The organism is Bradyrhizobium lablabi (assembly GCF_900141755.1).
In the GTDB taxonomy this organism is placed as follows: domain Bacteria; phylum Pseudomonadota; class Alphaproteobacteria; order Rhizobiales; family Xanthobacteraceae; genus Bradyrhizobium; species Bradyrhizobium lablabi_A.
On the sequence record NZ_LT670844.1, the window covers coordinates 6,704,864 to 6,729,570 of the forward strand.

Annotated in this window: 25 protein-coding genes; 17 read left to right on the plus strand and 8 right to left on the minus strand. The window is 61.3% G+C overall.

Annotated features, from left to right (window positions below; translation table 11 throughout):
* Window positions 1-20 precede the first annotated feature (20 nt).
* The 5 genes from B5526_RS31055 to B5526_RS31075 all read left to right on the plus strand — a co-directional run bounded on the left by B5526_RS31055 (window position 21) and on the right by B5526_RS31075 (window position 5,827).
* Entirely contained in the window at window positions 21-1,145 is a 1,125-nt protein-coding gene (locus B5526_RS31055) for an acyl-CoA dehydrogenase family protein (RefSeq protein WP_079543568.1), read from the plus strand.
* A 58-nt stretch (window positions 1,146-1,203) separates the two neighbouring features.
* Window positions 1,204-2,079 carry a sulfurtransferase gene (locus B5526_RS31060; RefSeq protein ID WP_079543569.1) on the plus strand — a complete coding sequence of 292 codons (876 nt, stop codon included), beginning with the start codon at window positions 1,204-1,206 and terminating at the stop codon, window positions 2,077-2,079.
* 105 nt (window positions 2,080-2,184) lie between these two features.
* The gene (locus tag B5526_RS31065; protein ID WP_079543570.1) at window positions 2,185-3,582 is read left to right on the plus strand and encodes a CmpA/NrtA family ABC transporter substrate-binding protein; all 1,398 of its coding nucleotides are present in this window, start codon (window positions 2,185-2,187) and stop codon (window positions 3,580-3,582) included.
* A gap of 184 nt (window positions 3,583-3,766) precedes the next feature.
* Complete coding sequence (ntrB, locus tag B5526_RS31070) at window positions 3,767-4,606, plus strand: nitrate ABC transporter permease (RefSeq protein WP_079543571.1); 840 nt, start codon at window positions 3,767-3,769, stop codon at window positions 4,604-4,606.
* 255 nt (window positions 4,607-4,861) lie between these two features.
* A complete protein-coding gene (locus tag B5526_RS31075; protein ID WP_079545621.1) occupies window positions 4,862-5,827 on the plus strand; it encodes an ABC transporter ATP-binding protein in 966 nt (321 codons plus the stop codon).
* Here B5526_RS31075 and B5526_RS31080 read toward each other — a convergent pair.
* On the minus strand, window positions 5,797-6,951 hold the full coding sequence (locus B5526_RS31080) for an IS4 family transposase (protein WP_079544939.1): 1,155 nt from the start codon (window positions 6,949-6,951) through the stop codon (window positions 5,797-5,799). The genes B5526_RS31075 and B5526_RS31080 overlap by 31 nt on opposite strands.
* Window positions 6,952-7,156: 205 nt before the next feature.
* On the opposite strand from B5526_RS31080, the gene cynS reads away from it, so the two are divergent.
* Window positions 7,157-7,645: a cyanase gene (gene cynS, locus B5526_RS31085; RefSeq protein ID WP_079543572.1), complete on the plus strand. Its 489-nt coding sequence runs from the start codon at window positions 7,157-7,159 to the stop codon at window positions 7,643-7,645.
* Between the two features lie 65 nt (window positions 7,646-7,710).
* Here the strand turns inward: cynS and B5526_RS31090 are convergent, their stop codons facing one another.
* Entirely contained in the window at window positions 7,711-8,034 is a 324-nt protein-coding gene (locus B5526_RS31090; protein ID WP_079543573.1) for a DUF1476 domain-containing protein, read from the minus strand.
* A 309-nt stretch (window positions 8,035-8,343) separates the two neighbouring features.
* Between B5526_RS31090 and purC the strand changes: the two genes are divergently transcribed.
* The 5 genes from purC to B5526_RS31115 all read left to right on the plus strand — a co-directional run bounded on the left by purC (window position 8,344) and on the right by B5526_RS31115 (window position 12,750).
* Entirely contained in the window at window positions 8,344-9,111 is a 768-nt protein-coding gene (gene purC / locus B5526_RS31095) for a phosphoribosylaminoimidazolesuccinocarboxamide synthase (RefSeq protein WP_008974302.1), read from the plus strand.
* A gap of 9 nt (window positions 9,112-9,120) precedes the next feature.
* Window positions 9,121-9,363 carry a phosphoribosylformylglycinamidine synthase subunit PurS gene (gene purS, locus B5526_RS31100; protein WP_079543574.1) on the plus strand — a complete coding sequence of 81 codons (243 nt, stop codon included), beginning with the start codon at window positions 9,121-9,123 and terminating at the stop codon, window positions 9,361-9,363.
* 12 nt (window positions 9,364-9,375) lie between these two features.
* On the plus strand, window positions 9,376-10,077 hold the full coding sequence (purQ, locus tag B5526_RS31105; protein WP_079543575.1) for a phosphoribosylformylglycinamidine synthase subunit PurQ: 702 nt from the start codon (window positions 9,376-9,378) through the stop codon (window positions 10,075-10,077).
* A gap of 8 nt (window positions 10,078-10,085) precedes the next feature.
* On the plus strand, window positions 10,086-11,030 hold the full coding sequence (locus B5526_RS31110; protein ID WP_079543576.1) for a tripartite tricarboxylate transporter substrate binding protein BugD: 945 nt from the start codon (window positions 10,086-10,088) through the stop codon (window positions 11,028-11,030).
* A gap of 100 nt (window positions 11,031-11,130) precedes the next feature.
* Window positions 11,131-12,750 carry an ABC transporter substrate-binding protein gene (locus B5526_RS31115; protein ID WP_079543577.1) on the plus strand — a complete coding sequence of 540 codons (1,620 nt, stop codon included), beginning with the start codon at window positions 11,131-11,133 and terminating at the stop codon, window positions 12,748-12,750.
* A 16-nt stretch (window positions 12,751-12,766) separates the two neighbouring features.
* On the opposite strand, the gene B5526_RS31120 is transcribed toward B5526_RS31115, so the two are convergent.
* A complete protein-coding gene (locus B5526_RS31120; RefSeq protein ID WP_172842154.1) occupies window positions 12,767-14,215 on the minus strand; it encodes a metallophosphoesterase family protein in 1,449 nt (482 codons plus the stop codon).
* A gap of 163 nt (window positions 14,216-14,378) precedes the next feature.
* Here B5526_RS31120 and B5526_RS31125 point away from each other — a divergent pair, with 163 nt between their 5' ends.
* The gene (locus tag B5526_RS31125; protein ID WP_079545624.1) at window positions 14,379-15,116 is read left to right on the plus strand and encodes a tetratricopeptide repeat protein; all 738 of its coding nucleotides are present in this window, start codon (window positions 14,379-14,381) and stop codon (window positions 15,114-15,116) included.
* Here the strand turns inward: B5526_RS31125 and B5526_RS31130 are convergent.
* A complete protein-coding gene (locus tag B5526_RS31130) occupies window positions 15,108-15,590 on the minus strand; it encodes a PaaI family thioesterase (RefSeq protein ID WP_079543579.1) in 483 nt (160 codons plus the stop codon). The two genes, B5526_RS31125 and B5526_RS31130, sit on opposite strands and share 9 nt — an antisense overlap.
* A gap of 158 nt (window positions 15,591-15,748) precedes the next feature.
* On the opposite strand from B5526_RS31130, the gene purL reads away from it, so the two are divergent.
* Window positions 15,749-17,974, plus strand: coding sequence for a phosphoribosylformylglycinamidine synthase subunit PurL (gene purL, locus B5526_RS31135; protein WP_079543580.1), 2,226 nt, complete (start codon window positions 15,749-15,751; stop codon window positions 17,972-17,974).
* A gap of 163 nt (window positions 17,975-18,137) precedes the next feature.
* Here the strand turns inward: purL and B5526_RS31140 are convergent, their stop codons facing one another.
* On the minus strand, window positions 18,138-19,337 hold the full coding sequence (locus B5526_RS31140; protein WP_079543581.1) for an acyltransferase family protein: 1,200 nt from the start codon (window positions 19,335-19,337) through the stop codon (window positions 18,138-18,140).
* Between the two features lie 171 nt (window positions 19,338-19,508).
* Between B5526_RS31140 and B5526_RS31145 the strand changes: the two genes are divergently transcribed.
* Window positions 19,509-19,841, plus strand: coding sequence for a hypothetical protein (locus B5526_RS31145; protein WP_079545626.1), 333 nt, complete (start codon window positions 19,509-19,511; stop codon window positions 19,839-19,841).
* 133 nt (window positions 19,842-19,974) lie between these two features.
* Window positions 19,975-20,148 (plus strand): DUF1328 domain-containing protein, encoded by a 174-nt coding sequence (locus B5526_RS31150; RefSeq protein WP_079545628.1) that lies wholly within the window; start codon window positions 19,975-19,977, stop codon window positions 20,146-20,148.
* A gap of 174 nt (window positions 20,149-20,322) precedes the next feature.
* On the opposite strand, the gene B5526_RS31155 is transcribed toward B5526_RS31150, so the two are convergent.
* Window positions 20,323-20,682 (minus strand): DUF427 domain-containing protein, encoded by a 360-nt coding sequence (locus tag B5526_RS31155; protein WP_079543582.1) that lies wholly within the window; start codon window positions 20,680-20,682, stop codon window positions 20,323-20,325.
* 195 nt (window positions 20,683-20,877) lie between these two features.
* Between B5526_RS31155 and B5526_RS31160 the strand changes: the two genes are divergently transcribed.
* Entirely contained in the window at window positions 20,878-21,117 is a 240-nt protein-coding gene (locus tag B5526_RS31160; protein ID WP_079543583.1) for a BolA/IbaG family iron-sulfur metabolism protein, read from the plus strand.
* 34 nt (window positions 21,118-21,151) lie between these two features.
* Window positions 21,152-22,366 carry a low temperature requirement protein A gene (locus tag B5526_RS31165; protein WP_079543584.1) on the plus strand — a complete coding sequence of 405 codons (1,215 nt, stop codon included), beginning with the start codon at window positions 21,152-21,154 and terminating at the stop codon, window positions 22,364-22,366.
* On the opposite strand, the gene egtD is transcribed toward B5526_RS31165, so the two are convergent.
* Both egtD and egtB read right to left on the minus strand, forming a co-directional pair.
* Window positions 22,342-23,313, minus strand: coding sequence for an L-histidine N(alpha)-methyltransferase (egtD, locus tag B5526_RS31170; protein WP_079543585.1), 972 nt, complete (start codon window positions 23,311-23,313; stop codon window positions 22,342-22,344). The two genes, B5526_RS31165 and egtD, sit on opposite strands and share 25 nt — an antisense overlap.
* A gap of 45 nt (window positions 23,314-23,358) precedes the next feature.
* Window positions 23,359-24,615 (minus strand): ergothioneine biosynthesis protein EgtB, encoded by a 1,257-nt coding sequence (gene egtB / locus B5526_RS31175; protein WP_079543586.1) that lies wholly within the window; start codon window positions 24,613-24,615, stop codon window positions 23,359-23,361.
* Between the last annotated feature and the right edge of the window lie 92 nt (window positions 24,616-24,707).

Sequence of the window (24,707 nt, forward strand, 5' to 3'; positions counted from 1 at the left end):
CGCTTCGTTCGGAGCATCTGATGAACCCAGTGGCCGCATCGCGTCTTACGGTCGTCGACGAAGACGACCTTTCGCCGGCATCGATCGTCGATGCGGTCACTTCCATTGCGCGTCGCGAGCTGGCGCCGCTGGCGGCCGACATCGACAGCGGTGAGATCTATCCCGCCGATGTGCTGCGGCGGCTCGGCGATGCCGGGGCCTGGGGCAGCCATCTGACCAGGAACGGCGCGGCTGATCTGCGCTGCGCCATCCAATCGATGGCCGCGGTTGGTGAAGTTTGCGGCGCCACCGCCTTCATGGCCTGGTGCCAGGATACGCTCGCCTGGTACGTCACCAATTCCTCCAATCCGGCGCTGGTCGCCCGATTCGAAGACGCCGTTTCGAGCGGAAAAATTCTCGGCGGGACTGGTTTGTCCAATCCGATGAAGACCTTCTTCGGGATTGAGAAGCTGAAGCTGAAAGGCCGCAGGGTCGACGGCGGCTATGTTGTGCGCGGCGCGCTGCCCTGGGTTTCCAATCTCGGGGAGGATCATTTCTTCGGCACGATCTTCGAGATCGAAAACAAGCCCGGCGAGATCGTGATGTTCCTCGCCGACTGCTCCGATCCCGCGATCACGCTGCAGCCGTGCAAACCGTTCCTCGCCATGGACGGTACCGGCACCTATGGCGTGCAATTCCGCGACGTCTTCGTGCCCAACGATCTCATCCTGGCGGAAACCGCTGCCCCGTTTGTGAAGAAGATCCGCGCCGGTTTTATCCTGCTGCAGGCCGGCATGGCGCTCGGCCTGATCAAGGATTGCATTGCGATCATGGACGAAGTGGCTGCACCGCTTGGCCACGTCAATCGCTATCTGCCGCAACAGCCGGCCGACTTCCGCGAGCTTTATTCCGAGCTCGAATCGGAAACCATGGAACTCGCGAGCGACCCGTTCAACGCAAGCGATGATTACTGGCGCCGCGTCGTCGCGCTCCGGCTCAAGTGCGGCGATGCCAGCGTCGCGGCCGCCAACGCGGCGATGCTTCATTGCGGCGCGCGCGGCTATCTCAGGAGTCATCGCGTGCAGCGCCGGCTGCGCGAGGCTTACTTCGTCGCGATTGTCACGCCGGCGACCAAGCAACTCCGCAAGATGCTGGATGACATGTGAATTTAAAGAGGATCCCGGATCGACCCTACCTTCGTAACCACAACAGGAGAGGCCTGCCATGACGGACGTTCTGATATCTGCCGGTGAACTCGCCAATCTCGCTGCCAAAGAGCCCTGCGTGATCATCGACACGCGAAACCCCGATGCGTATAGCGCCGGACACATCCCCTTTGCCGTGAACGTGCACGAGATCTTCACCTATCTCGCTACCTCGACGCCGGAGGGCATGAACGAGCTGAAGACAAAATTCGCCGACGCCTTCGGCAAGGCCGGGCTCTCGGGCAAGGAAACCGCCGTTATCTACGAACAGTCGATGAACACCGGCTTCGGCCAGTCCTGCCGCGGCTATTACCTTCTGACCATGCTGGGCTATCCCAAGATCAAGGTGCTCCATGGCGGCTTCGACGCCTGGGCGGCCAGCGGCCTGCCGGTCACGACCGACGTGCCGAAGCCGGCGCCGGCCTCGTTCTCGATCGTACCTGAGGCCAGCGAAATCCTGATCGACGCCAAGACCATGCTGGCGGCGGTCGGCAAGCCCGGCATCGCGCTGCTCGACGTCCGCGACGTCGACGAATGGATCGGCGACAGCTCCTCGCCCTACGGCAAGGATTTTTGCCCGCGCAAGGGACGCATCCCCGGCGCGGTGTGGCTGGAATGGTACCGCATGATGAAGCCGACCGCGGAGGGCCCGCGCTTCAAGTCGAAGGACGAAATCCTGGCGGAATGCGCGACCGTCGGTATCTCCCAAAATACCCCGGTCTACCTCTATTGCTTCAAGGGCGCGCGGGCATCGAACACGTTCCTCGCCCTGAAAAACGCCGGCGTAAAGGACGTGCGGATGTATTTCGGATCGTGGAACGAATGGTCGAGGGACCCGTCGTTGCCGATCGAGGAAGGCCTGCCCACGGAGCCCAAGCTCACGAAAGCGGCATAAAAGCTGCATGTTTTTTCATCGCCCGGTCGCACTCCCGCGGCCGGGCGGTGAACTCGCTGAAAGCGGCGGTTTGCCCTTTGGTTATCAAGTTTAAGGAAATAGGGCATGTCCACCTTCGACGATCCCTTTGATGCCAGTCTGAATCTGTCACGCTCGGGCTGCGTCTGCGGCCAGCATCGGTCCGCCGACGAGCATGAGCGGGCGGCGCTGGCGCTACGTTGCGAGCCGGTCGCAAGAGAAGAAAAGAGCGAAGAGAGGTGCTACGAGGGCGTGGTGGCTTCCGCCGTGATGCGGGCCATGTTCCCGAAGGATGCGGCGCGCCGGGCGTTCCTGAAATCGGTCGGCGCTTCCACCGCGCTTGCCGCGATCTCGCAATTTTTCCCGCTTCGAACGGCGACCGAGGCTTTCGCCGAAGCCGGCACGCCAGAGAAAAAAGACTTGAAAGTCGGCTTTATCCCGATCACCTGCGCGACGCCGATCATCATGGCGGCACCGCTTGGCTTCTATGCCAAGCACGGCCTCAACGTCGAGGTCGTCAAGACCGCCGGCTGGGCGGTGATCCGCGACAAGACGCTGAACAAGGAATACGACGCCGCGCACATGCTGGCGCCGATGCCGATCGCGATTTCGCTGGGGTTGGGTGCAAACGCGATTCCCTTCACCGTGCCGGCGATCGAAAACATCAACGGCCAGGGCATCGCGCTGGCGATGAAGCACAAGGACAAGCGCGACCCGAAAGACTGGAAGGGCATGAAATTCGCCATTCCCTTCGACTATTCCATGCACAATTATTTGTTGCGCTATTATCTCGCCGAGCACGGCCTCGATCCCGACACAGACGTGCAATTGCGCTCGGTACCGCCGCCGGAAATGGTCGCCAATCTGCGTGCCGACAACATCGACGGCTTTCTTGCGCCCGACAATATCTGCCAGCGCGCGATCTATGACGGCGTCGGCTTCATGCACATCCTGTCCAAGGAGATCTGGGACGGCCATCCCTGCTGCAGTTTTGCCGCGAGCCGGGAGTTCATCACGACATCGCCCAACAGTTTCGCGGCGTTGACGCGCGCGATCGTCGACGCCACCGCCTATGCGTCGAAGGCCGAAAACCGCAAGCAGATCGCAGAGGCCATTGCGCCGGCGAACTACATCAATGCGCCCGTCACCGTGCTGGAGCAGGTATTGACCGGGACCTATGCGGATGGTCTCGGCGGCGTGAAAACCGACGCCAAGCGCGTCGATTTCGATCCGTTCCCCTGGCAATCCTTCGCGGTCTGGATGCTGACGCAGATGAAGCGCTGGGGCCAGATCAAGGGCGATGTCGATTACAAGCAGGTGGCCGAACAGGTCTATCTCGCGACCGACACCCGCAAGGTGATGACGGAAATGGGACTTGCGCCGCCGGCGACCTCGTACAAGTCGTTTTCCGTGATGGGCAAGAGCTTCGATCCGGAAAAGCCGGATGATTATCTCGCAAGCTTCAAGATCAGGAAGGCATCGTGAGCGTGATGGCTGCTTCCTCTTCACCTCTCCCCGCTCTTCGCGGGGAGAGGTCCGATCGCACGCGTCAGCGCGCGATCGGGGTGAGGGGCTCTCACCGCGATCTACGCCCGTGGAGAGAGCCCCTCACCCCGACGCTCTCAGAGCGAGCTTGGCTCGTCTCGGCCCCGCAAGCGGGGAGAGGGAGATGACCACCTCGCTTCGTTTCCGCGCGGCGATCGTGTCGATCGCGCTGTTTCTGGCCTTCATCGGCATCTGGCACATCGCGACGCGCAGCACCGGTGCGACGGCCAGCATGAGCCCGGAGTATGCAAAACTGATGGGCCTGACGGCGACGCAAGGCAAGTCGGCGATGCCGGGTCCGCTCGATGTCGGCGCGAAGCTATGGGAGCACGTCAGGCGGCCGTTCTACGACAACGGGCCGAACGACAAAGGTCTCGGCATCCAGCTAGGCTATTCGATCGCCCGCGTCGGGCTCGGCTATCTGCTCGCGGTGCTGGTCGCGATCCCGCTCGGCTTTTTGATCGGGATGTCGCCTTTGATCAACCAGGCGCTCGATCCGTTCATCCAGATTCTAAAGCCGATTTCGCCGCTCGCCTGGATGCCGCTCGCGCTCTACACGATCAAGGATTCCGGGCTGTCGGCGATTTTTGTCATTTTCATCTGCTCGGTGTGGCCGATGCTGCTCAATACCGCGTTCGGCGTGGCTTCGGTGCGGAAGGAATGGATCAACGTCGCGCGCACGCTCGAGGTCGGCACTTTTAGGCGCGCCTTCACCGTGATCCTGCCGGCGGCGGCGCCGACGATTCTGACGGGCATGCGGATTTCGATCGGGATCGCCTGGCTCGTGATCGTCGCCGCCGAGATGCTGGTCGGCGGCACCGGCATCGGCTACTTCGTCTGGAACGAGTGGAATAACCTCTCCATTACCAACGTCATCATCGCCATTCTCCTGATCGGCCTCGTCGGCATGCTGCTCGACCAGATCCTCGCGCGGTTCACGCGCATGGTCACCTTCCCGGAGTGATGCAGTGAGGACTCACAAGAACCACGCTGCATCTACACCTCGCCCCGCTTGCGGGGAGAGCATAGGCCGCCTTCGGCGGCCGTTCTTAAAAAAGAACGCCGAAGCAAAGCTTCGGCTATGTGGCGCGCGCCAGCGCGCGATCCGGGTGAGGGGGACTCACCGCGAACTGAATTCGTGGAGAGAGCCCCTCACCCCAACCCTCTCCCCGCGAAGAGCGGGGCGAGGGAGCGCAACTCTCGCTTGGAGACGATGCGCATGAGCTTGGAAAAGTTCATCTCGATCGAGGGCATCGCAAAACGCTATCCGGGCGCGGATGGCGGCGAGATTGCGGTGTTCGAAAATCTCTGGCTGTCGATGGGACGCGGCGAATTCGGCTGCGTGATCGGGCACTCCGGCTGCGGCAAGACCACGGTGCTGAACATTCTGGCCGGCCTGGATGAGCCGAGCGATGGCACGGTGATCGTCGACGGCCAGGCGATCGAGGGCACCAGCCTCGACCGTGCCGTGATCTTCCAGAGCCATGCGCTTCTGCCGTGGCGCACCGTGCTCGGTAACGTCGCCTATGCGGTGACCTCGAAATGGCGCAACTGGGACCGCGCCAAGGTCAAGGCGCACGCGCAGACTTTTATCGATTTGGTGGGCCTAACGGGCGCCGAGCACAAGCGCCCGTCGGAACTTTCCGGCGGCATGAAGCAGCGCGTCGGCATTGCGCGCGCGCTCTCGATCACGCCAAAGATCATGCTGATGGATGAGCCGTTCTCGGCGCTGGATGCGCTCACCCGCGGCACGCTGCAGGACGAGGTGCGCCGGATTTGCCTGGAGACCGGACAGACCGCGTTCATGATCACCCACGACGTCGATGAGGCGATCTATCTTGCCGACAAGATTTTTCTGATGACCAACGGCCCCGGCGCGGTGCTGGCCGAGATCGTGGAAAATCCGCTGCCCAAGGAGCGCGGCCGCATCGATCTGCACCGCCATCCCTATTATTACGCGGTGCGCAACCACATCGTCGATTTCCTGGTCAGCCGCAGCAAGTCGTTTGCGACCGAAGTGCCCCATCACGATCCGCGCAACGTGCCGATGGTGAAGATCGGTAAACCGGAACTGGTGATTGCATCGGTGTCGGATGTACCCCGCGAGGAGTCAACCCAGGCGTCATGGCCGGGCTTGTCCCACCACTGTCCGGTTCATTGGAAGTATAGTCCAAGTTTCAACTGATCGGGGTTTATCGGGATCGGCTGTAGGGGTTCGAGCAAATGGTTGATCGGGCGTCTGTGCATGAGGTTGGTGCGGACGAGGCGGGCAAATTCGAGAGGGCTGTGCACCGCTTTTTGAGCCAGCTGGGCCATGCGCAAGATGAGAAAGGCGATCAGGGCGATGGCGATCTGAATGCGGACGGCATTCTCGGAGACACCGATGAAGTGCCTGATTCGAAGCGTCTGCTTGACCCAGCGAAAGAACAATTCGATCTGCCAGCGCTGTTTGTAAAGCTCTGCGATCTCTTCTGCCGGCGCGTCGAGATCATTGGTCACGATGCGCAACAGCTTACCGGTGTCGATGATCACGGTGATCTCTCGGACCGGAACTTGCAGCGGATTTTTGCGGCTGTTGGCGAGCCGGGCCGGCAAATGACCGATGCGGTCGCGCAGAATATTGCTGTTTTTGGGGACGCGGTTCTCCTTTACCACGCTGAACGGGGTATTCTTCTTCAGTCGCGTCACGAAGCGGCAGCCGGCGTCATCGAGCCGCGCCCACCAGCCATAATCGTAATAACCGAGGTCGTAGACGTAGGTTGCGCCCGGCTCGATCGGCATCGCCTTGGCGGCTGTGATGTCGTTGACGTTAGCGGGCGTCACCGCAAAGTAAACCGGCCGATCGGCATTCGGATCGTAGACGATATGCGCCTTGGCGCCGAACACATCGGCCGAAAATGTCGCCCAGCCTTCGCTCAGGCTGGAGAGCCGAACACTGGTGGAATCAATGAGCCGGACCGCGTCTGCCGTCGCGCGCCGCAGCCCACGATGCGCTTGCGGCAGCATCTGCGCGAACAGCTCGCTGAACACTTGCCAAGGCCGCGTCGAATTGGCGTCCGACATCGTCGAACGCTTCACCGGCGCCGCCCCCACGTGATAAAGCCGCGTCTCGTGGCTCGCCATCCCGGTCACGACCTCCCGCAGGCTCGTCGAGCCGCTCAATTGCCCGTACAGCAATGCGATGAACTGACGCTTCGTCGTCAATTTCCGCACCAGCCGGTCGGCCCCGTACTTCTCCACGATCTGTTCGAACTTAGACCAAGGAACGTGCTTTGTTAGACTGTGAAATACGCTATTCTGATGCCGCATGGCGTGGACCTCCTTCGGTGTCTCGAACGTGTGCGAAGCGCTCAAAACACAGAAGAATCCTCGTCATGCACCCTGTCTACAAAAATCGAACCGGACAGTGGTGGGCTTGTCCCGGCCATCCACGTCTTCTTAGGCTGGACCAATAAAGACGTGGATGCCCGGGACAAGCCCGGGCATGACGAGATTGAAGCAAGGGAGACGACACATGAAACGATCCGACCTCACCGAAAAGCTGCTCGACATCAAGCGCGAGAAGGGCTGGAGCTGGAAGCACATCTGCGAAAAGATCGGCGGCTATTCTGAAGTGCTGATCGTCGGCGCCATCCTCGGCCAGATGAAACTGACAAAACCGCAAGCCGCCAATGCCGGCGAGTTGTTCGGCTTGAGCAAATCCGAGACCGCGATGCTGAACGAGACGCCGATGCGCGGGGAGGGCATCCCGATGCCGCCGACCGATCCCCTGATCTACCGTTTCTACGAATTGGTGATGGTCAACGGCCCGGCCTGGAAGGCGCTGATCGAGGAGGAATATGGCGACGGCATCATGTCGGCGATCGATTTCGACATGGTGATGGAGCGCCTGCCCAACCCCAAGGGCGACCGCGTCAAGATCACGATGTCGGGAAAATTCCTGCCGTATAAATATTACGGCGCCAGCGGCAATGTGCCGGAATATGGGTTCAAGGAGGGGTGAAGAGGCAGGTGGCAAATGGCGAGTAGCGAATGGATTTTTCTCTATTCGCAATTCGCCACTCGCCCTTATAGCCCCGCCTTCACCTGCGCGATGGCCTCCGCCATCAGCCCGTCCATCTTGGCACGAATCTGCGCTTCCGTGATCGCAATACCTTTAAGGGAAAGATCGGTGAACACCTTTTGGAGCACGGCGGCATCGCGGCCCTCGCTGAACTCGGCGGCGACGACTGTCTTGGCATAGTCCCTGGCGGCCTCGCCCGACAATCCCAGCTGTTCGGCCGCCCACAATCCGAGCAGCTTGTTACGGCGCGCTTCGGCCTTGAACCTCTGCTCCTCGTCGAGCATGAACTTCGCCTCGAAGGCTTCCTCGCGCTTGTCGAATGTGGTCATGATCTCACCCCCGATTCATGCCAAACGGGTGACACGGCGTCGTTGCGCCAACGCGCCTCCATGCCTAGATAACTAGGCGAAATGGTTAAAACAACGGCCTTGAAGCCGCAGGCAGGACGGTAAAACTCAGGGTCAGGAGACCCGGATCGATTGTGCTGGGTAGCCCAATCGGATAGGTTCGACTCCAGGCTTGGTTCTCGTTCCGTTTCCCTTTCCTGGCCTTCACGGCAGCTCCGTCGTGGGTCGCAATCCCTAGGTCATCCGGAGCACACCAAATTCATGGATTTCAACAACACACGGTACATCCCAATGAGCCGTCGGCGCCGCATTTACGAAGGCAAGGCCAAGGTCCTTTACGAAGGGCCCGAGCCGGGAACCCTGATCCAGCACTTCAAGGACGATGCGACCGCGTTCAATGCTAAGAAACACCAGGTGATCGAGGGCAAGGGCGTCCTCAATAACCGGATTTCGGAGTACCTGTTCCAGCACCTCAACGATATCGGGGTGCCGACTCACTTCATCCGCCGCCTCAACATGCGCGAGCAGCTGATTCGCGAGGTCGAGATCGTGCCGCTGGAGGTGGTGGTGCGGAATGTGGCGGCGGGATCGCTGTCGCAACGGTTGGGAATCGAGGAAGGCACCCAGCTGCCCCGCTCGATTATCGAATTTTACTACAAGAACGACCAGCTCAACGACCCCATGGTCTCCGAAGAGCACATCACCGCGTTCGGCTGGGCGACGCCCCAGGAGATCGACGACATCATGGCGCTGGCGATTCGCGTCAACGACTTCCTGACCGGGCTGTTTCTGGGCATCGGCATCCGTCTGGTCGACTTCAAGATGGAATGCGGGCGCCTGTTCGAGAACGAAATGATGCGAATCATCGTCGCCGACGAGATCTCGCCCGATTCGTGCCGGCTGTGGGACATCAAGTCGAACGAAAAGCTCGACAAGGACCGTTTTCGCCGGGATCTCGGCGGCCTCCTGGAAGCCTATACCGAAGTGGCAAAGCGGCTCGGCATCCTGATGGAGAACGAGCGGCCCGCCGGCTCCGGTCCGGTGCTGGTGAAGAGCTGAGGTGAACCCGTGAAAGCGCGAGTCACCGTTACGTTGAAATCCGGCATTCTCGATCCGCAGGGCAAGGCCATCGAAGGCGCGCTGAAATCGCTCGGCGTCGACGGCGTTGCCAGCGTGCGGCAGGGCAAGGTGTTCGATATTGAGCTTGCCGGCTCCGACAAGGCGAAGGCTGAAGCGGCGTTGAAGGACGCCGCCGATAAGCTATTGGCGAACACCGTGATCGAGAATTACCGGGTTGAGGTTCTGGGCTAGGCAATCCTGCGAATGAAATCCGCCGTTCTCGTCTTTCCAGGAATCAATCGCGAGCGCGACATGGCGCGCGCGCTGAAGCTTGCGTCGGGCCATGAGCCCGCGATGGTCTGGCACGCCGAGACATCTCTGCCCAAAGACACCGATCTCGTGGTGGTACCCGGCGGCTTTTCATACGGCGATTATCTGCGCTGCGGCGCGATCGCCGCGCGGGCGCCGGTGATGGATGCAGTGCGGGCGTTTGCGGCGGGGGGTGGCCTCGTGCTCGGCGTCTGCAACGGCTTTCAGATCCTCTGCGAGGCAGGGCTACTGCCCGGCGTGCTCATGCGCAACGCGCGACTAAAATTCATCTGCCACGACGTGCATCTGCGGGTCGAACGCTCGGATACGCCTTTTACCCGCGGCTACAATGCCGGGCAGATCATTCGGGTGCCGATCGCGCATGGCGAGGGCAATTACGAGGCCGATGAAGAGACCTTGAAGCGGCTGGAAGGCGAGGGGCGGGTGCTCTACCGCTACTGCTCGGCTGACGGCGCGGTCGGCGAAGCCTCCAACATCAACGGCGCGGCGCATTCGATCGCCGGCATTGTCAATGAGCGCGGCAACGTGCTCGGCATGATGCCGCATCCGGAAAACCACGTCGAAGACATCATGGGTTGCACTGACGGACGCGGCCTGTTCGCAGGCCTGGTGGCGCATCTGGAAAAAGCGGCGTGAATCTTCTCATGTTGAGGTTGCTCGCGGCTGTCGCCGCGTTGTTCGTCACGGCCGCCCACGCGCAGGAATTTCCAAAACATCCGATCACCATGATCGTGCCGTTCGCGGCCGGCGGCACTTCCGATGTGATCGCGCGTGCCGTCGCTGACCAGATGGGGATCGCGCTGGGGCAATCGATCATCATCGAGAATGTCGCGGGCGCCGGCGGCTCGACCGCGCTGGCACGGGCCGCGCGCGCCGAGCCTGACGGCTACACCATCGCAATCGGCAATGCCGGCACCAGCGCCGCGACCTATACGATCTATCCAAAACTGCCGTTCACGCCGGATTCGTTCACACCGATCGCGATGGTGGCAAAGACCTTCGGCATTATCGCGCTGCGCAAGGATTTTCCCGCCAATACCGTGAAGGAATTCATTGCCTATGCCAAAGCCAATCCGGGCAAGATCAATCTCGGCCACGCCGGCATCGGCTCCTCGAATTTCCTGATCTGCAAGAGTTTTGTCCAGGCCGCCGGGATCGATGTGACGCTGGTGGGCTATCGCGGCGCCGCTCCCGCGCTGACGGACGCGATCGGCGGGCAGATCGACGGCGTTTGCGATGCCGCGGCTTCGGTCTCGCAATCGATCGAAGGCAAGCTGGTGAAGGGGCTCGTGGTCGGCTCAACGGTGCGGCTCGCGACGCTGCCGGATTTGCCGACTTCAGCGGAAGCCGGTCTGCCCGAATTCGAGGCGCAGGGCTGGAACGGCCTGTTCGCGCCCAAGGGAACGCCGCCTGAAATCATTGCGAAATTGAACGCCGCGGCGCGGACCGCGGTCGAAAGCGATCAGGTCAAAAAACGTTTCGCCGATCTGTCGACGGTGCCGCCCGATGCGGGCGAGCATGCGCCGGAAGTGCTGCAGCAACTGGTGACGCGCGACGTGGAGAAATACCGCAAGCTGCTGCAGCCGTAACAATCGCGTGTGATCGACATGTCGTGGGCCGCGGGGCCTCCGACTGGCCTGAAATTTGCTCCTTTTCGCCGAACGCAGATCGTCGGACAGGAGATATCATATGCTCATTCGCAAGGTTTGGAGCACAGAGGCTTCCTGCACCCTCGCGCTCGCAGCCCTCTTGCTGGGGTACAAACCGGCATTGGCCGAGACGACGCTGCGCATCGCCATGACGGCGTCGGACATCCCCACCGCCACCGGATTGCCGAATAACGGCTTTGAGGGAATGCGCTTCCTCGGCTTCCCCGTCTTTGAGGGGTTGACGCTGTGGGACTTGACCAGGACCGACCAATTGGCGGCTTTGCGTCCCGGACTTGCCGAAAAATGGGAGCAGGATCCGGAGGACAACAAGACCTGGATTTTCCATCTGCGCCATGGCGTGAAGTTCCATGACGGCACGGATTTCAACGCCGATGCTGTGATCTGGAACCTCGATCGCTATTTCAACAGCACTAGCCCGCAATACGAGCCGCCGAGCTCGGCGATGTCGCGGGCACGCGTGCCGCTGATGGGCAGCTATAAGAAGGTCGACGACGCAACCGTCGCGATCACTACGACCAAGCCGGCGTCCTATTTCCCTTATATGGTCGTGTATCTCCTGTTCACTTCGCCTGCCTCGTTCGAAAAGGCGGGTAAGGATTGGGCCAAGGTCGCGACGTTGCCGGCCGCCGGCACCGGGCCGTTTCGGATCACAAAAATCGTGCCGCGGCAGGAGGCCGATCTCGCGCGCTGGGACAAATACTGGGACGCCGGCCGGACCGCCAAAGTCGACAATGTCGTGCTGATGCCGATCCCGGAGGCGAATTCGCGACTGGCCGCGTTGCGCTCCGGTCAGGTCGACTGGATCGAGGTGCCGCCAGCGGACGGCATCGACTCCCTGAAATCGGCCGGCTTCACCATTGTGACCGGCTCATATCCCCATGTCTGGCCGTGGTTCTACAACATCGGCGCGGCCAACAGCCCCTTTAAGGACGTCCGAGTTCGCCAGGCCCTGAACTATTGCATCGACCGCGAAGGGCTGGTGTCGTTGCTCAACGGCACCGCGGAGCCCTCGGTGGGCTGGCTCAAATCCAGCGATCCCGATTTCGGAAACCCTTTGAACCGTTACAAATTCGACCCGGCCAAGGGCAAGGCGCTGCTGGCTGAAGCGGGCTATACCCCGGCAAAGCCGCTGTCGTTCAAGGCGATGATCTCGAATTCCGGCTCAGGCCAGATGCTGCCGCTGCCGATGAACGAATTCCTGCAGCAAAATCTGAAAGAGGCCTGCGGCGTCAATGTCGACTTCGACGTCGTTGAGTGGCAGGTGCTGTTGACCGCGGCCCGCGCCACGCCCGACTCACCGAGCCTGCAAGGCGCCATGGTGCTCAATGTCAGTTCGCCATCATCGGATGCCGGCGTCATGGCGCGCTATTTTTCTTCTGCCAATTTTGCGCCGAACGGTTTTAATTTCGAGCAGTGGAAGGACGACGAATTCGACGCGGCGCTCAAGACGATTGGAGAGGCGACCGATCCCAAGGCTATCTCGGCCGCCTTCCGCAAGGCCCATGAGCGTCTCGTCGACAACCCGCCCTGGCTCTATATCGTCCACGATCTTAATCCGCGTGCGATGAGCCCGAAGGTCAAAGGCTTCGTCTCGCCGCAGTCGTGGTTCGTCGATCTGACTTTGGTCAGCGTGCAGTAAGACGAGACGAGAAGGTTCAGCGCATCGGCTTTAACTGCTCTTGATAGAGATATTTATCGATCGGTGGATCGGACGGAGGCACCTTTGTCTCCCCCCAACTCGGATATTCGTAGTAACTCGCCGTAATCTTGTCCGGCGCGACGTCAAGAATTGCGAACGCGTGGTTGTAGAAGCTCTGCAGATCGGTCCTGAAGTCCGACAGCTTCAGACGAGGCATATTCTTCATGAATTTTGCAGGGGGATTGTTGATCGCGTAGGGATCTTCACTCTCGGTTTCCTCATAGGCGCTGCAGCCCAATAACCGGCCCTTCTTTAACGGCTTGTCACCCTTCTGAATCGTCAAGTCGTTTTGAAACAGGATGAAGTTATGCTCATGCCCCCAATACCAGGCGGCGATGCGGTCGAAATATTGTTTGAAAGTTGCGTAGAGGTTCTCGTTGAGATAGGGCCGCTGACCGCCGTTCAATTTTTCCTTCGCCGAGATCAACTGGTGGTGCGACAATAGAATTGTTGTTCCGGGAAAAGTCTCCAGCTTGTCGCGATGCCAAGTGCCCTCATGGACCTGAAGGCTTGGCGCCTGCTGGTCGACCGGATTGCGATCGCCATATCCGGTGTCCATGCCGAGAAATTGCCATTTGCTGTCTTCAGTGCGTAGGCAGAAATAGCTGGCCTGCTGGGTACAACCGGCAACACCTGAATTGACCTTGCCGATCGTGCGATAGAAACCGGAACCGCCCGAATAATAGTCGTGATTACCTGGAATGGTGAAGAACGCCGGCCGTTTTGGCGGATTCACATCCGCAATGATCTGGTCCAGCACATCGAGGACGTTCGCGGTGCACTCCTCCACCGTGCCGGAATAGTAGACGTCGCCGAGGTGAATAATGATGTCGGGATTGAACTTCTCGAGTGCCTGACGGAGCAGCGCTGCATTATCGGGCATATGCGTGCCCCAGTCGCCAATCATCAGGACGCGGCTGTTCTTTGGCAGAAGATAGTCGATGACACCGAAATTGATGTCTGCCGGCGCGTGGGCTTGCCAATCGTTATAGCTTGGGGGCAGGTGCGCAAGCACGTAGTACTTCATGTAATACCAGCCGCACTGGGCCCAGCCCTCGACATCCCAGCTGCTGTATTTCATCACGAAATCGCGCAACATCGAGAAAAACGCGAAGTGGCCCAAGCTGTCGTTGTTCTGATGGGCCTGGATGGCGTCGAAAGCCGCCTTGGAGCCCTGCGCGATATTGCTCGGCGATCCCACGGGCGACTGGCCGTCGGCCTGAGGCTGAGGGTCGGGAAGCGCGAGCGGCTCGTTGGTCTGCACGGATTGTGCGTGCAGGGACACGCCGTATTCGGCCTGCTTCTTGTCGCCATCGGAGAGATCGGCGCGGTTGACGAGTGTCTGGCGAACTGCCGACTGCCACAACGACATATTGCGATCACGGACCGGTTGCTGCACGCGCATGGCAATCCCTCTCGATCGGGAAGGTGATCTTGCTAACTTTATAGAGATCAGAACGAGGCGTATTCGACTGTCATATTCCCGTCGTTTAGACAACCCGGGATTGTGCGCCCGCGACGGCCGAGCTATCAAGGCAACGGTCCTGACCGTATTGCTGGAATTCGCCGTGCCCGTCGCTCTAGTCATACTGCTGCTCGATATCACGCTGGTTTATCACGCCTCCCGAACGGGCCGCCTGCAGCCCTGGGCTTTTATCATTTTGATGATTCCCGGAATCGGCGCGCTCGCCTACATCTTGGTCGAGCTGGTGCCGGAAATGCTCAGCGGGCCGGGCGCCCAGCAGGCGCGCCGCCGCGTCGCCAACCGGCTCGATCCGGAAAAACTCTATCGTGAATTATCCGACCGGCTCAATGCCACCGACACCATCGCCAACCGCGCGGCGCTTGCCGCCGAGTGCCTGAAAATCGGACGATTCGAGGAGGCCGAACAGCACTACGATCATATCCTGAAGCTGCCGTTGGGCGGCGAACCGGTCTACGCATTGGGCAAGGCCAATGCCGAATTCGGTCTCAACCGTCCGGACTTGGCGATCGCGACGCTTGAAGATTTGCAAGAGCGCTGGCCCGACTTTCAATCCGCGGAGGGCCACTTGCTCTATGCCCGCGCACTGGCCGAAGCGGGGCGCCCTGATGAGGCGCTGGAGGAATTCCATGCGGTCTCGGCCTACTTCCCGGGTGCCGAAGCCCGCGTGCGTTACGGACTGTTGCTCAAGCTGATGGGGCGCACCCCCGAAGCCAAGGTGGTGTTCACCGAACTGCTTATTCAGATGAAACGTGCGCCAAAATATTTGCGCGAGGCCCAGGCCGAGTGGCTTGCGATCGCCGAAAAACAATTGTCAGGCTGAACCGGCGGCAGGGAGCGAGCGCAGCTTCACCCGCTTGATGGTCCCGGAGAACGTCAATAGCGGTCGCTCAGCGCTCGTGAGCATGCCGCGCAGAAAAAGCAGCGATTTTCCGGCACGTGTGATTTCACCCGAGCCCTCGACCATCTCGCCCTCGTGTGCCGCGTCGAGAAATTCGCAGTTAAACGACACCGTCACCCCGGGTCCCTGCAGCACCGGTCCGGCGATCGCGAACAGGCAATAATCCGCAAACGACATGAAGACGCCGCCATGGACGTTCTTCGAGCCGTTGAGATGCTTGTTCTTGACCCGGAAGGCACATTGGATGCGGCCCTCATCGTCCATGCGGTGGTAGAAGGGGCCGGTATGGGTCTCAAAATTGTCCCGGCTCCAGGTTCGCCAACCGGCGAATTCGCCCTCGGTCTCGACGTGCAGATCGGGGCGGTTGAGGAATGCAGTTTTGGTCAGGTCGTCCACGCGATTTGGCCTTTAATTGAGCTATTGTGCCCTTAAATCCGATCCATCGGCGATGTGCAAACCCCGATCTTGCGTTTGCACCCGCAAAGCTCTGGACAGCTGGAAATTGCGCCATAAAAGGCCTTTTCTGCCCGCCGCGATCTCCCTAATAAGGCCACATGAACCAGCCGCAAATCACTCCCGAACTGGTCGCCAGCCACGGCCTGAAGCCGGACGAGTATGAGCGCATCTTGAAACTGATCGGCCGGGTGCCGAGTTTTACGGAACTCGGGATTTTCTCGGCGATGTGGAACGAGCACTGCTCGTACAAATCCTCGCGGCTGCATCTGCGGGGTTTGCCTACAAAAGCGCCCTGGGTGATCCAGGGGCCGGGCGAGAATGCCGGCGTCATCGATATCGGCGACGGCCAGGCGGTCGTGTTCAAGATGGAGAGCCACAACCATCCGAGCTATATCGAGCCCTATCAGGGCGCGACCACCGGCGTCGGCGGCATTTTGCGCGATGTGTTCACGATGGGGGCGCGGCCGATCGCCTGCCTCAATGCGCTGAGTTTTGGCGCGCCGGAGCACCCCAAGACGCGGCACCTGGTGTCGGGCGTGGTCGCCGGTGTCGGCGGCTACGGCAATTCGTTCGGCGTGCCGACGGTCGGCGGGCAGGTGCGTTTCCACACCCGCTATGACGGCAACATCCTGGTCAACGCGATGGCGGTCGGCCTCGCCGATACCGACAAGATTTTTTATGCCGCGGCGTCCGGCGTGAACATGCCGATCGTCTATCTCGGCTCCAAGACCGGCCGCGACGGAATTCACGGCGCCTCGATGGCATCAGCCGAATTCGACGACGACTCGGCCGAAAAACGCCCGACCGTGCAGGTCGGCGATCCCTTCGCGGAAAAACTCCTGCTGGAAGCCTGCCTCGAGATCATGGAAGCCGATTGCGTGATCGCGATCCAGGACATGGGCGCGGCCGGCCTGACCTGCTCGGCGGTCGAGATGGGTGCCAAGGGCGATCTCGGCGTCGATCTTGATCTCGACGCGGTGCCGACGCGTGAGACCGGCATGAGCGCCTACGAGATGATGCTCTCGGAAAGCCAGGAGCGCATGCTCATGGTTTTAAAGCCCGAAAAAGAGGAAGAGGCGGAAGCGATCTTCCGCAAATGGGGATTGGATTTTGCGGTGGTCGGCTACACCACGCCGAGCAAGCGCTTTGTCGTCAAGCACGGCGGCGACGTGATGGCGGATCTGCCGATCAAGGAACTGGGCGACGAGGCGCCGCTCTACGACCGTCCGCACGTCGCCTCGCCGCCATTGCCGGTGGTGCACGCGCGCGACGTGACGGCTCCGCTCGGAATCCCGGCGGCGCTGGAAAAACTGATCGCGACGCCGGAGCTCTGCTCAAAACGCTGGGTCTGGGAGCAGTACGACCACGTCATTTTGGGCAATACCGTGCAGCGCCCCGGCGGCGACGCCGCGGTGGTGCGAGTGCAGGATGGACCGAAGGGGCTGGCGCTCACCGTCGATGTCACGCCGCGCTATTGCGAGGCGGATCCTTATCAGGGCGGCAAGCAGGCGGTCGCGGAAGCCTGGCGCAACATCACTGCCGTCGGCGGACGGCCGCTCGCGATCACCGACAATCTCAATTTCGGCAACCCCGAGCGGCCGGAGATCATGGGCCAGTTCGTCGGCTGCCTGCAAGGCATCGCGGAAGCCTGCCGCGTGCTCGACTTCCCGGTCGTGTCCGGCAACGTCTCGCTCTACAACGAGACCCGATTTCCTGGAGAAGAATTGGGCCGCGGCATCCTGCCGACGCCCTCGATCGGCGGCGTCGGCCTGCTCGACGATTTCACCAAATCCGCAACGCTCGCGTTCAAGGCCGAGGGCGAGGCGATCTTGCTTGTCGGCGAAACTCATGGCTGGCTCGGCCAGTCGGTTTACTTGCGCGACATCTGCGGAAGGGAAGAGGGCGCGCCGCCGCCAGTCGATCTCGCGGCTGAAAAACGCAACGGCTGCGTGGTGCGCGGCATGATCCATGCCGGCACGGCAACCGCGGCGCATGATGTGTCTGACGGTGGGCTATTGGTCGCGTTGGCGGAAATGGCCATCGCGAGCGGGATCGGCGCGCAGCTATTGGCGGGGCCGGGATCGATCGTGCCGCATGCCTGGTGGTTCGGCGAAGATCAGGCGCGTTACATCGTCACCGTGCGCGCGGAGGACGCCGGGCGGGTGCTGGCGAAAATGAGGGGCGCCGACGTGCCCTGTATCCGCATCGGCACCACCGGCGGCGACGCGATCGCCATAGCCGGCGAGACGCCGGTTTCGGTGGCGTCGTTGAAAGCCGGCTTTGAAGGCTGGTTCCCGGCGTATATGAGCGGCAGCGCTGCCTAGGCCGTCATTGCGAGCCAACGGATCGGCGCAAAGCGCCGCCCGATGACAGGCTCCGCGAAGCAATCCATCTAGCGGCGACCGCGGGAAAATGGATTGCTTCGTCGCGGAGCCTGTCATCGGGCGCGCGTTCGCGCGACCAGTTGGCTCCTCGCAATGACGGCGATTACAGCACGTGCGTTGCGCCCGGAATTTTCCGCAATGCCGCGGTCGCGGCCCAGCTTATCGCCAGCGTCAGCACGAACACGATGATCGCCTTGATGATCGCGGTGAGCTGCATCACCGGGCTGAACGAATAATCGTACAGGAAATATTGCAGCCACAGCACCGGGATGTAGTGGATCAAATAAATGCCATAGGCGCTGTCGCGCAGGGGATCGAAGATGCTCGAGCCGTCATTGTCGAAGCGCAGGAACAGCGCCAGGATATTGAACGTCTGCGCGGCGCTGTAGGACACGAAGGCGAGCGCGTAGGCGACTTGCCACCACAGCGGCTGATGGTTCACGTCGGGCAGGACGCCGTGCTTGATATAGATCAGAGCGATGATGCAGCTATAGGTCACGACGGTGGCCGCAAGCCACACCGGCCAGCGCCGCGCCAGTCCGCCATCGCTGGCGAGCAGGCCTTTGTCGAACGGAACCGCGCCGATGCCCACGCCGGCGAAGAAATACACGAGGTAAAGCAAAACGCGGCTGGCCTGGACAGCGACAGGCCCCACTGCGAACCAGCGCGACGCGCCGAAATAAAGCACCGCGGGCACATAGACGATCACAGAGGCAATCAATAGGGCCCAGAAAAACAATCCGGGCCGCTGATAGCTTTTAAGCGACAGCTGCCCGATGGCTTCGACGAGGCCGGGCGCGGCGCGGTAGACGAGGGCGGCAATCACATCGAGCGCCAGCAACACCCAGACGAACCAGGCGGGCCCGATCATCCAGGGACCGACGGTGACCATCTTCCACCAGAACGCCAGGAAGCTGACCTCGGGATGTAGCCGCAGCTCGACCGCGTAATAGGCAATCGGCATCAGGATCAGCGCGCAGACGACAAAGGGTAGCCCGAGACGCCAGCAGCGGTCGCGCAGGAACCAGTCTGTGCCCTTGCGCTGCAGGCTCGGCCAGACGAACAGCCCCGACAGGAAAAACATCGCCGACATGAAGAAGCTGTCGTTGAACAGCACCACGCCATCGAAGCCCAGGAACGACTGGCGGTCAGTGTGGCCGTAATAGGTATAGGCAATCACCGAATGATGGATCAGCACCAGCATGGTGATGAAGGTGCGGGCGCGGTCGAGCGCGGCGTTGCGCGCCTTGGCCTTGGGCACGGTGCGAACTTCCGCGGCCGCCGAATGAGAAATGGATGTCATGCACGTCCCGGCATTCGTGATCGCATCAGATGTTGCCGCCGGGAACCCGATTCAGCAAGGCCCAATCGTCAAGCTGCGACGCAGCAATTGTGATTCAGGCAGCTGCGGCGTTCCGGGAACGGCGGATTTTGCGAAACGTTGATTAGGTGATGAGGATAATTGGAGACCATCATGGGACACAGACTGCATCTGTCAGCACTTATCGCGATCTCCCTGATCGGCATCGCGACGTCAGCATTCGCGCAAAAGCCCGGTGGCCGCATCGACCCCTCCGCCGCGGCTCCGCCACCAAGTATTACTCCCGCTCCCGGTGGATCATCGAGCACCGCAACCGGCACGACCGGCACTGGCACCGGCTCTAGCCCTAACGTGAACCCCACGGACAATGTGCCCGGCGTTCCAGACACCTCGACGCCAGGCCGGTTCGGCACCAACGCGGCACCGAGCGGGCTGCCGGGCGACGACCCGGCGCATCCAGGTTTTCCCGGAAAAGTTGGGCGATAATTGATTTCGGTCAACGGAATCGCGATCAAAACGCCCGCCGGTTCCAGTCACTAGCGGAACCAGTCCGATCGCCACGAAGTTAGACAGGCGAACTCGTGCCGCATCGGGCGGCCCGAAGGCCGGAGCAGTGACGATGACACTTCTGAGATGGGCGCTGTTGTTCTTTCTGATCTCGATCGTCGCTGGCGTTCTCGGCTTCACCGGCATATCCGCGGCGTCAGCAGATATCGCACGCTTCCTATTCTACGTTTTTGTCGTGATCTTCCTGGTGCTCTTGATCCTGGGGCTTACGATCTTTCGGGTGTAAGGAGGCCCCGCTCCGTCATGCCCGGGCTTGTCCCGGGCATCCACGTCTTAGCTCCAAGCAAAGGAAGACGTGGATGGCCGGGACATAGGCGAGCGCAAGCGACGCCGTCCTTCGGACGGCTATGCCCGGCCTTGACGAAGCATGGAAGAATCGCACGCCCAAGCGGTCGTTATCTCAGGCCACTTCCTCGACCTTCACCTTGTCAGGATAGAACGCTAGATGGCCGGAGATTTCCGCCATTGCCGGGAACGGCGTCTCATAGGTCCAGATCGCGTTGTCGAGGGTCTTGCCGTTGGCCTTGATGCTGAAATAGTTCGCATCCCCCTTATAGGGGCAGTGCGTCACCCGCTCGGTGCGCGCCAACAACGCCATATTGGCGTCGCTGCGCGGCACATATTGCACGGCGGGATAGCTCGCTTCCTTCAGCGTCAGGGCATGGGTGGTTTCGGCGATCACCACGCCGTCGGCGGAGACGCGCACCCGCTTCGGGTTCGCGGTAATGGTGATGGGGTGGTCGGGACCGGGCAGTTTCATGATCGTGCGCCTCTTTTTCGGTCAGCCTGTTGTGATCACGCGGGCGCGATCCAGCGGCTTTGCAAGGAATGGATCGGGAATATAGTGCGACAGAGCGTGACGTAGAAGGGCGTCCACGCTAAGTTCTGCCGTCCCCTTGGGACGGGCGCGGGTCGCCGGCCGTGCCGCGAACCGCCAAAATGGAGAAATATTGGAATGCCGATGGATGCCCGTGATATCGAATCGATGATCAAGGCGGCAATACCCGACGCCAAGGTGACGATCCGGGATCTCGCCGGCGATGGCGACCACTATGCGGCGACGGTGATTTCGGAGTCGTTCCGCGGCAAATCCCGTGTCCAGCAGCACCAGATCGTCTATCAATCGCTGCAGGGCCAGATGGGCGGCGTGCTGCACGCGTTGGCGCTGCAGACCGGAGTGCCCGGGGGTACCTGAGCGTTAGCCGAGGCCCGGCCGAGCAGGGGACGTCATGGCGGCGGACAATGAACGCGGCGCGCTGTTTCGCCCGATCGCGCCGAACCAGCATAGCCGCGTCACCTACGCCGAACTGCTGTTCGACCTGGTGTTCGTGTTCGCGGTCACCCAGATCTCGCACACGCTGCTCGGCCGCTTCACCCCAATCGGCGCCTTGCAGACGACCCTGCTGTTTCTGGCGGTATGGTGGGTGTGGGTCTACACCTCGTGGATCACCAATTGGCTCAATCCCGAATTGACGCCGGTCCGGGTCCTGTTGTTCCTGCTGATGCTCGGCGGGCTCGTGCTCTCGACCTCGATCCCAAAGGCGTTCGAATCCCGGGGATTGTGGTTCGCGATCGCCTACGCCAGCATGCAGGTCGGCCGGACGGTCTTTCTGCTGGCATCGACGCCGCCTGGTCGAACGCGGATGAACGCGGTCCGCATTCTGGTCTGGCTCTCCGCATCGGCCATCTTCTGGATCGCAGGCGGCCTTGCGCAAGACCATTCGCGGCTCGTCCTTTGGACCGTGGCGCTCGCAATCGAATACATCTCGGCGGCGGTTCGCTTCTGGATACCGACATACGGCGCGTCATCGATCGACGACTGGACCGTCGAAGGCGGCCATATCGCGGAGCGCTGCGCGGGATTCATCATCATCGCGCTCGGCGAATCCATCGTCGTGACCGGCGCGACGTTTGCGGATCTGGCGTGGACGCTTCAGACCGTCAGCGCGTTCGTCTCCGCCTTCATCGGCGCGCTCGCGATGTGGTGGATCTATTTCCACAAGGGCGCGGGAGCCGGCTCGGAACTGATTTCAAAGTCGAGCGAACCGGGTCGGCTGGCGAGGCTCGCCTACACCTATCTGCATATGCCGATCGTGGCCGGCATCATTCTCTCGGCGGTCGCCGATGATCTGGTGCTGACGCATCCCTCCGACCATTCCGATCCGAAGACGGTCATGAGCGCGATCGGCGGTCCGCTGTTGTTTCTGATCGGAACGATCTTGTTCAAGCACACCATTCGCGGCTGGCTTCAGCTCTCGCATGGCGCCGGCATCGTTGCGCTCGGCATCCTTGCCTGGTTTGCCAGCGCGCTGTCGCCCCTGATGCTCTCGATCCTGACCACGGCGATCATGATCATCGTCGCCGCCTGGGAATCGATTTCGCTGAAGTCAGGCGCGGCCGAATCCGAACCTGCAAAATCTCAGTCCGAGGCCACCAGCGCATGAACCGAGAACATGCCGGCTGGGTCCATCCAGGATTCCCGCGGCACCCAGCCCGAGCCGCGTGCCAGCGCCGCGAAACGCTCAAGGCTATATTTGTAGCTGCTTTCGGTATGGATGCTTTCGCCGGCGCGGAACGAAAAACTGCGCCCGAGCATGCGCACGGTCTGGGACTTCCGGCTGATCAGGTGCATCTCGATGCGGTGCCGGTCGCGGTTGTAGATCGCGCGATGGATGAAGGCGCTTAGATCGAAATTGCCGCCCAGTTCACGGTTGATCCGATGGAGCACGTTGAGATTGAAGCGCGCGGTGATCCCGGCTGAATCATTATAGGCGTGATAGAGCGCGCGCTCGTCCTTTTCGAGATCGACGCCGATCACCATTCGCGCGCGCTCGCCCAGAATGTCGCGGGCGCTGCGCAGGAAGGCGCAGGCCTCGTGCGGTTCGAAATTGCCGAGCGTCGATCCCGGAAAGAAGCCGACCTTCGGCATGCCGGCGATTTGCTCGGGCAACGCGAACGGCGCGGTAAAATCGGCGGCGACCGGGTAGACGTCGAGCGAGGGGAAATCCTTGCGCAAGGCGTCAGCCTGGGCTTTGAGAAAGTCGCCGGAAATATCCACGGGCACGTAGGCGCCGAACGCGCATTGCTGCAACAGCAGCCGGACTTTTGTGGTCGCGCCGGCGCCGAACTCCACCAGCGCGGCGCCTTTCGGAATGATCGCCGAGATCGCGCTGCCCCGGTCGCGCAGGATCGAAAGCTCGGTCCGCGTCGGGTAATATTCCGGCAACAGCGTGATCTGTTCGAACAGTTCCGAGCCGGTTGCATCATAGAAATATTTCGGCGATAGCCGTTTCGGATGCTGCGCCAAACCGTCGATCACGTCATCGGCAAATGCCGAGGTCTGTTCGTCAAAGCGATGCGCTTTGGCCAAAGCGGGGGCGTGCACATTCATGATACTCTCCAGAACGCGCTTCCCGGCGCGGTTGAATTTCGAAAATCAGGTGGCGTAGTCGGCGAGGCGCAATCCCGTAAATTGCCAGCGATGGTGCGGATAAAAGAAGTTGCGATAAGAGATACGGCTATGTCCGCCGGGGGTTGCAAGCGAGGAGCCGCGCAGCACCAGCTGATTGACCATGAACTTGCCGTTGTATTCGCCGAGCGCGCCCTCGATCGCCCGATAGCCGGGATAGGGGGCGTAGGCGCTCCGCGTCCACTGCCACACGATGCCGAAGGCGTCGTTGAGTTGGCCGGCGCGGGCGGCGACTTCCCATTCCATTTCGGTCGGCAAATGCTTGGCCTGCCAGCGCGCGAACGCATCCGCCTCGTAATAGCTGACATGGCAGACCGGGGCCGAGGGGTCGACCGGCTTTAGGCCAGCGAGCGTCATCACCTGCCATTCGCCGTCGATCTCGCGCCAATGGCCGGGCGCCTGCCATCCTTCATTGCCGACGACCGCAAAACCGTCCATCAGCCACAGCGTCGGCGTCGAATAGCCGCCGTCTTTCATGAAGGCGAGCCACTCGGCATTGGTGACGAGGTTGCGGGCAAGTTTTACTGGACCGACCAGCGCACGGTGCGCGGGTTTTTCGTTGTCGAAATGGAAGCTGTCGTCGGTGTGGCCGACGGTGTGGATGCCCTCGTTGAGGGTCACCCACTCCTCGCTGCCGCGGGTTGAAGCCGGGAATTTCCAGGAGGCGTCGTAGGCCGGCGGTATCGGGTTTTGCGCGAATGCGTGCAGGATATCGGTCAGCATCAATTCCTGATGCTGCTGCTCGTGATTGAGACCGACTTCCACCAGCGGCGCGATCGTCTTCAGGGTGTCTTCGCCAGCATCACGGAAGAACTTTACGACAGCCGCATCGACGTGGCGCCGGTAGGCGGTGATTTCATCCGCGCCGGGACGGGTCAGGTGGCCGCGCTGGTGGCGGGCGTGACGCGGGCCGGCGCTGACATAGTAGGAATTGAACAGGTACGCATAGTCCGGATGAAAGACCTTGTAGCCCTCGCAGTGTTCGCCGAGCAAAAATTGCTCGAAGAACCAGGTGGTATGGGCGCGGTGCCATTTTGCCGGGCTTGCATCCGGCATCGACTGGATCAACTGGTCTTCGGGTGTCAGCGGCGCGGCACGTCGCTCGGTCTCGTTTCGCACCGCCAGATAGGCTTCCACCAGATCCTGGGCGAGGTTGCCGGAATCGGAGAATAATGACGGGCAAGGGGTGGCAGGCGCGGCCACAGCGGATGCTGGTTTCGTCACAGGTGTCTCCGGTTCGGGAGAGAACGTTGCTCTAGCGCCCCGGTTCCCCGGCAACGGCCCGTCCTAGATAGGGGTTCCGTTTCGGGAAAAAA